The sequence below is a fragment of the Coprobacter sp. genome, from assembly GCF_982436375.1.
This window is the reverse complement of sequence record NZ_CEWDCG010000213.1, coordinates 1-4,800: the sequence shown is the minus strand read 5'-3', so window position 1 is coordinate 4,800 and position 4,800 is coordinate 1. Positions and strand designations below refer to the sequence as shown.

Below are 4,800 nucleotides of genomic sequence, written 5' to 3'. Positions count from 1 at the left end.
ATATAAATGTGGTCGATCTCGAGAGAAGCATCGCTTTTTATAATAAAGCTCTGGGTTTAAGAGAAATCCGTCGTAAAGAGGCCGAAGACGGTTCTTTCATCTTAGTTTATTTGGGAGATGGATTTTCTTCGTTTTTACTTGAACTTACTTGGCTAAGAGATCGTACAGAAGCTTATGAACTGGGGGATAATGAGAGTCATTTGTGTATTCGGGTAGAGGGGGATTACGATGAAGCCCGTCGTTTTCATAAGGAAATGGGATGTATATGTTATGAAAATACGGATATGGGACTCTATTTTATCCACGATCCGGATGATTATTGGATTGAAATCTTACCGGTGCAATAATACGATAGTTATAGTTATATTGTGCTTTTTCTGATAAATAGAGAATAAAAGCGATATTCTATGACAAAGAATATCGCTTTTTTACTATTTTTGCCTACAATAAATAAGTGATATATGACTTCTCTGAAATCTGTATTTGAGGCGGTAAGGGCTGCTTCTCGTAAGTTGAACCTGTTGGACGAAGCTACGATTAACTCTGTTTTGCGTGCGGTAGCCGATGAAGCAGAGGCTCAGTCGGGATATATTTTGGCAGAAAATGCACGAGACCTGATGAAAATGGATAAAAATAACCCGAAGTATGACCGTCTGATGTTAACGGAACAACGTCTTGCGGATATTGCCGCAGATATGCGTCGTGTAGCGGAATTACCTTCACCTTTGGGAAAAGTGCTGAGTGAGACGACTCGTCCTAATGGGATGACGATTACTAAAGTTTCTGTCCCGTTTGGTGTGATCGGTATTATATATGAAGCACGTCCGAATGTCAGTTTCGATGTTTTCTCGCTTTGCCTGAAATCTGGGAATGCATGTATTTTAAAAGGCGGATCGGATGCTGCGTGTTCTAATACTGCAATTATAAACGTTATTAACAAGGTGTTGATAAAGTTTGGAATCGATTCAAATACAGTATATTTGCTCCCTAATGATCGGGAGGCTACGATGCAGTTATTAACAGCAGTCGATTATGTCGATTTAATTATTCCTCGGGGAAGTAAAGGCCTGATCGAATATGTTCGGGATAATGCTCGAGTTCCGGTTATTGAGACGGGGGCGGGTATTTGTCATACTTATTTCGAATCGTCAGGAGATGTGAAGAAAGGGGCTGCGATTATTAATAATGCCAAGACCCGTAGAGTGAGTGTATGTAATGCCCTTGATTGTCTTGTGATAGATTCATCTCGTCTCGCCGATTTACCGGAATTATGCGCTCCATTAGAAAAAAAACGGGTGATTATATATGCTGATCCGGCAGCATATTCGGCTTTACAGGGAAAATACCCGGCAGAGCTTTTGCAACCGGCTGATGAAGAATCTTTCGGAACAGAGTTTCTGGACTATAAAATGGCAATAAAAACGGTCGCTGGCATTGACGAAGCTTTGGAGCATATTTGTCGCTATTCATCGAGACACAGCGAATCTATTGTCAGTGAGAATGACGCAGCTATGCAGCGTTTTTGTAAAGAAGTGGATGCAGCATGTGTATATACGAATGTTTCTACAGCTTTTACCGATGGCGGTCAATTCGGTTTCGGGGCGGAAATCGGAATCAGTACACAAAAATTGCACGCCAGAGGACCTATGGCGTTACCGGAAATTACGACTTATAAATATATTATACAGGGAGACGGACAAACTCGATGATTACTGAAGCGTAGTAGGGGTTTGTTCTCGGACTGAATTTATTAAAAACGTACTTATGAGACATTTTACCAATGTAAAGGATTTGGGCGATTTGAATATTGCCCTGAAAGAAGCTTTCGAAGTGAAAGCCAATCGTTTCGGATATAAAGAGTTGGGTAAGAATAAGACCCTGATAATGATATTTTTCAACTCCAGTTTACGCACACGTTTGAGTACTCAAAAAGCTGCAATGAATTTGGGTATGAATGTGATGGTGCTCGATATCAATCAGGGGGCATGGAAGCTCGAGACCGAGCGGGGAGTGGTTATGGACGGTGATAAGACCGAACATTTGCTCGAAGCTATTCCTGTGATCGGTTGTTATTGTGATGTGATCGGTGTACGTTCTTTTGCCCGTTTCGAGAACAAGGCAGATGATTATGAAGAAAAGATCATCAATCAGTTCATACAATATTCCGGTCGTCCGGTGTTCAGTATGGAAGCGGCTACTCGCCATCCTTTACAAAGTTTTGCCGATTTGATTACAATAGAGGAGTATAAAAAAACGGCTCGTCCCAAAGTCGTATTGACATGGGCTCCGCATCCTAAGTCTTTGCCTCAGGCAGTTGCTAATTCTTTTGCCGAATGGATGAATGAGACGGATTATGATTTTGTAATTACGCATCCTGAAGGATATGAACTCGATCCTAAATTTGTCGGTAAGGCTCGTGTGGAATATGATCAGCGTAAAGCATTCGAAGGTGCGGATTTTATTTATGCCAAAAATTGGTCGGCTTATACCGATCCGAATTATGGAAAAGTAATTAATACCGACCGGTCTTGGACTGTAGATGCGGAGAAAATGGCTTTAACGAATAATGCATATTTTATGCACTGTTTGCCGGTAAGACGAAATATGATCGTCACCGATGAAGTGATTGAGAGCCCTCAATCGATAGTTATTCCTGAAGCTGCCAATCGGGAAATATCGGCACAAGTAGTTTTGAAAAGAATTTTAGAGAGCCTTTAGAAGCCTGTTTGAATCTTGCACGGATCGGAGAGAATTTTCTTTTGATAATATTTTTATTGAAAAATTCAGATAGGCATTGAGATATGGTTTGATATATATTCGTGCTAATATAGAAAAATAATAGGACATCCGTTAATTAAGGGGTGTCCTATCGTTTTTCTGAGAGTTTCTATTCGATCCTGCCGGCCCATCCGCCGTTACGTACCAATTTCATGGTTAGCTTTGTAGAATTTGTCACTTCTGTTGCCTTCTTTTTATAGTCCATTGCCTGACGGTCTGCGTTGATGCCATCTTCAAAATAGGTCAGGTGCAGTTTTTTATTTTCCGGGAGGAAGTCCAGATTTACTTCAATAGTACGTCCTGTGTCGTTGGTGATAGCACCGATGAACCATTTATCTTTATTGCGACGGGCAATAACAACATATTCTCCGACTTTAGCATCCAATACTCTTGTTTCATCCCAAACTACGGGTACATTGGCTATAAATTCAGTACAAGGGCGTTCACGATAATAATATACCGGATTATCGGCCAGCATTTGCAATCCGCTTTCAAATACGATAAACAAGGCCATTTGGTAGGTTCGTGTTCCCGATCCCATTGCATTAGCACGAGTAGATCGGTTATCTTCCGGTTGTGCGGAGAACATAGAACCGGGAGTAAAATCCATGGGCCCTACCGCATTACGCATGAATGGAAGGTAGATAGAGTTTTCCGGTTTACAGTTACCTCCTTGTTCCATACCCAGCACACCTTCATACGAAAGCACATTCGGATATCTGCGTTCTAATCCTGCGGGTTTGAACGAACCATGAAAGTCTACGAATAATTTATGTTTTGCCGCTTCTTTTGCTACACGCTCATAATAGTTTACCATCCATTGGTCGCTTCGATCCATAAAGTCGATCTTTACACCGGCAATACCCCAATCGGCAAAAGTCTTGAACAAATCGAAGTGGTTTTCTACAGTCAGCCAAGTCAACCACAATACAATCTTTACATTACGTTCTCGACCGTATTTAATTAACTCCTGCAAGTCGATTGTCGGATTCGGAGTAAACGGGTCACGGGTACTCTTTGCCCAGCCTTCGTCCATAATGATATAGGGGATGCCGAATGTCGAAGCAAAATCGATATAATATTTATAAGAATCCATATTGTAACCGGAACGGAAATCGACGCCGTATAAACGGGCGTCATGCCACCATTCCCAACTTACTTGCCCGGGCTTAATCCAGCTATAATCTTCCAGTTCGCAAGGAGAAGAAAGGATATAGACCATTTCATTGGCTACAATATCTTTATCGTTGTCGGAGATTACAAAGAAACGCCATGGAAAATTTCTTTTACCGGATGTTTTGGCGATGTAATCTGCCTCTTTTAGTATTTTCAGACTACGGTCACCATCTTCACCAAACTCCAGCGGACACTTTGGGAAAAGAGATTGCATGCCGTTATTTCCCGTACTTTGCAAAAACATGCAAGGATAATCCTGCAAGTCTGCCTCGGATATCAATATTTTGTATTGTTTATCTGTTTCCAGAAGTACGGGTAGATAACTCATTCGGTCTGTATGCTTGTAATCTTTAGTTCGAACATGTGTATATGGATATTCGTATGATGTTTTAAAACCATCCGGCTGAGATAGATGAGCCAAATAATCTGCAGGGAAATGGATAGCGAAATTTTCTCCCATAATTTCAATCTCGCCCTTTTTGTTTGTAATAAAACGGTAGGCCAATCCTTTATTGAATACACGAAATTCAATGGCATAATTTCCCCTCATTTTCAGATATAAAGTATTGCAGTGGTTCTCGACAATCGCATTTTTCAGAGGAATCTCTCGCTTTATGCTTTCATCGATCTTGCCTCGTTTCATGGCTTGTAATTTCGGTTGCTCTCCTAGCACTTCATTGTTCAGTATCATTGATAATGAACAGTTGTCCAACAACAGATCTTTTCCCGAATATATTGAGTAATATATTTTGTCTTTCAATTCAATATTTACTTTCAGTTTACCATCGGGTGATTGTACTTCGATTTTTTTTGCGGAAATTTCTTTTCCGCATAAACATAATAATG

At 40.7% G+C, this 4,800-nt stretch carries 4 protein-coding genes; 3 read left to right on the top strand and 1 reads right to left on the bottom strand.

Annotated elements, in window-relative coordinates; all coding sequences use genetic code 11:
* Positions 1–2: 2 nt before the first annotated feature.
* From AC1WHX_RS10500 to AC1WHX_RS10490, 3 genes are all read left to right on the top strand, one after another.
* Entirely contained in the window at positions 3–347 is a 345-nt protein-coding gene (locus AC1WHX_RS10500) for a VOC family protein (protein WP_481229311.1), read from the top strand.
* 114 nt (positions 348–461) lie between these two features.
* Complete coding sequence (locus tag AC1WHX_RS10495; protein WP_303115516.1) at positions 462–1,709, top strand: glutamate-5-semialdehyde dehydrogenase; 1,248 nt, start codon at positions 462–464, stop codon at positions 1,707–1,709.
* A gap of 55 nt (positions 1,710–1,764) precedes the next feature.
* Positions 1,765–2,718, top strand: coding sequence for an N-acetylornithine carbamoyltransferase (locus tag AC1WHX_RS10490; RefSeq protein WP_022389674.1), 954 nt, complete (start codon positions 1,765–1,767; stop codon positions 2,716–2,718).
* Between the two features lie 169 nt (positions 2,719–2,887).
* On the opposite strand, the gene AC1WHX_RS10485 is transcribed toward AC1WHX_RS10490, so the two are convergent.
* A complete protein-coding gene (locus AC1WHX_RS10485) occupies positions 2,888–4,774 on the bottom strand; it encodes a glycoside hydrolase family 97 protein (RefSeq protein ID WP_481229313.1) in 1,887 nt (628 codons plus the stop codon).
* Positions 4,775–4,800 lie beyond the last annotated feature (26 nt).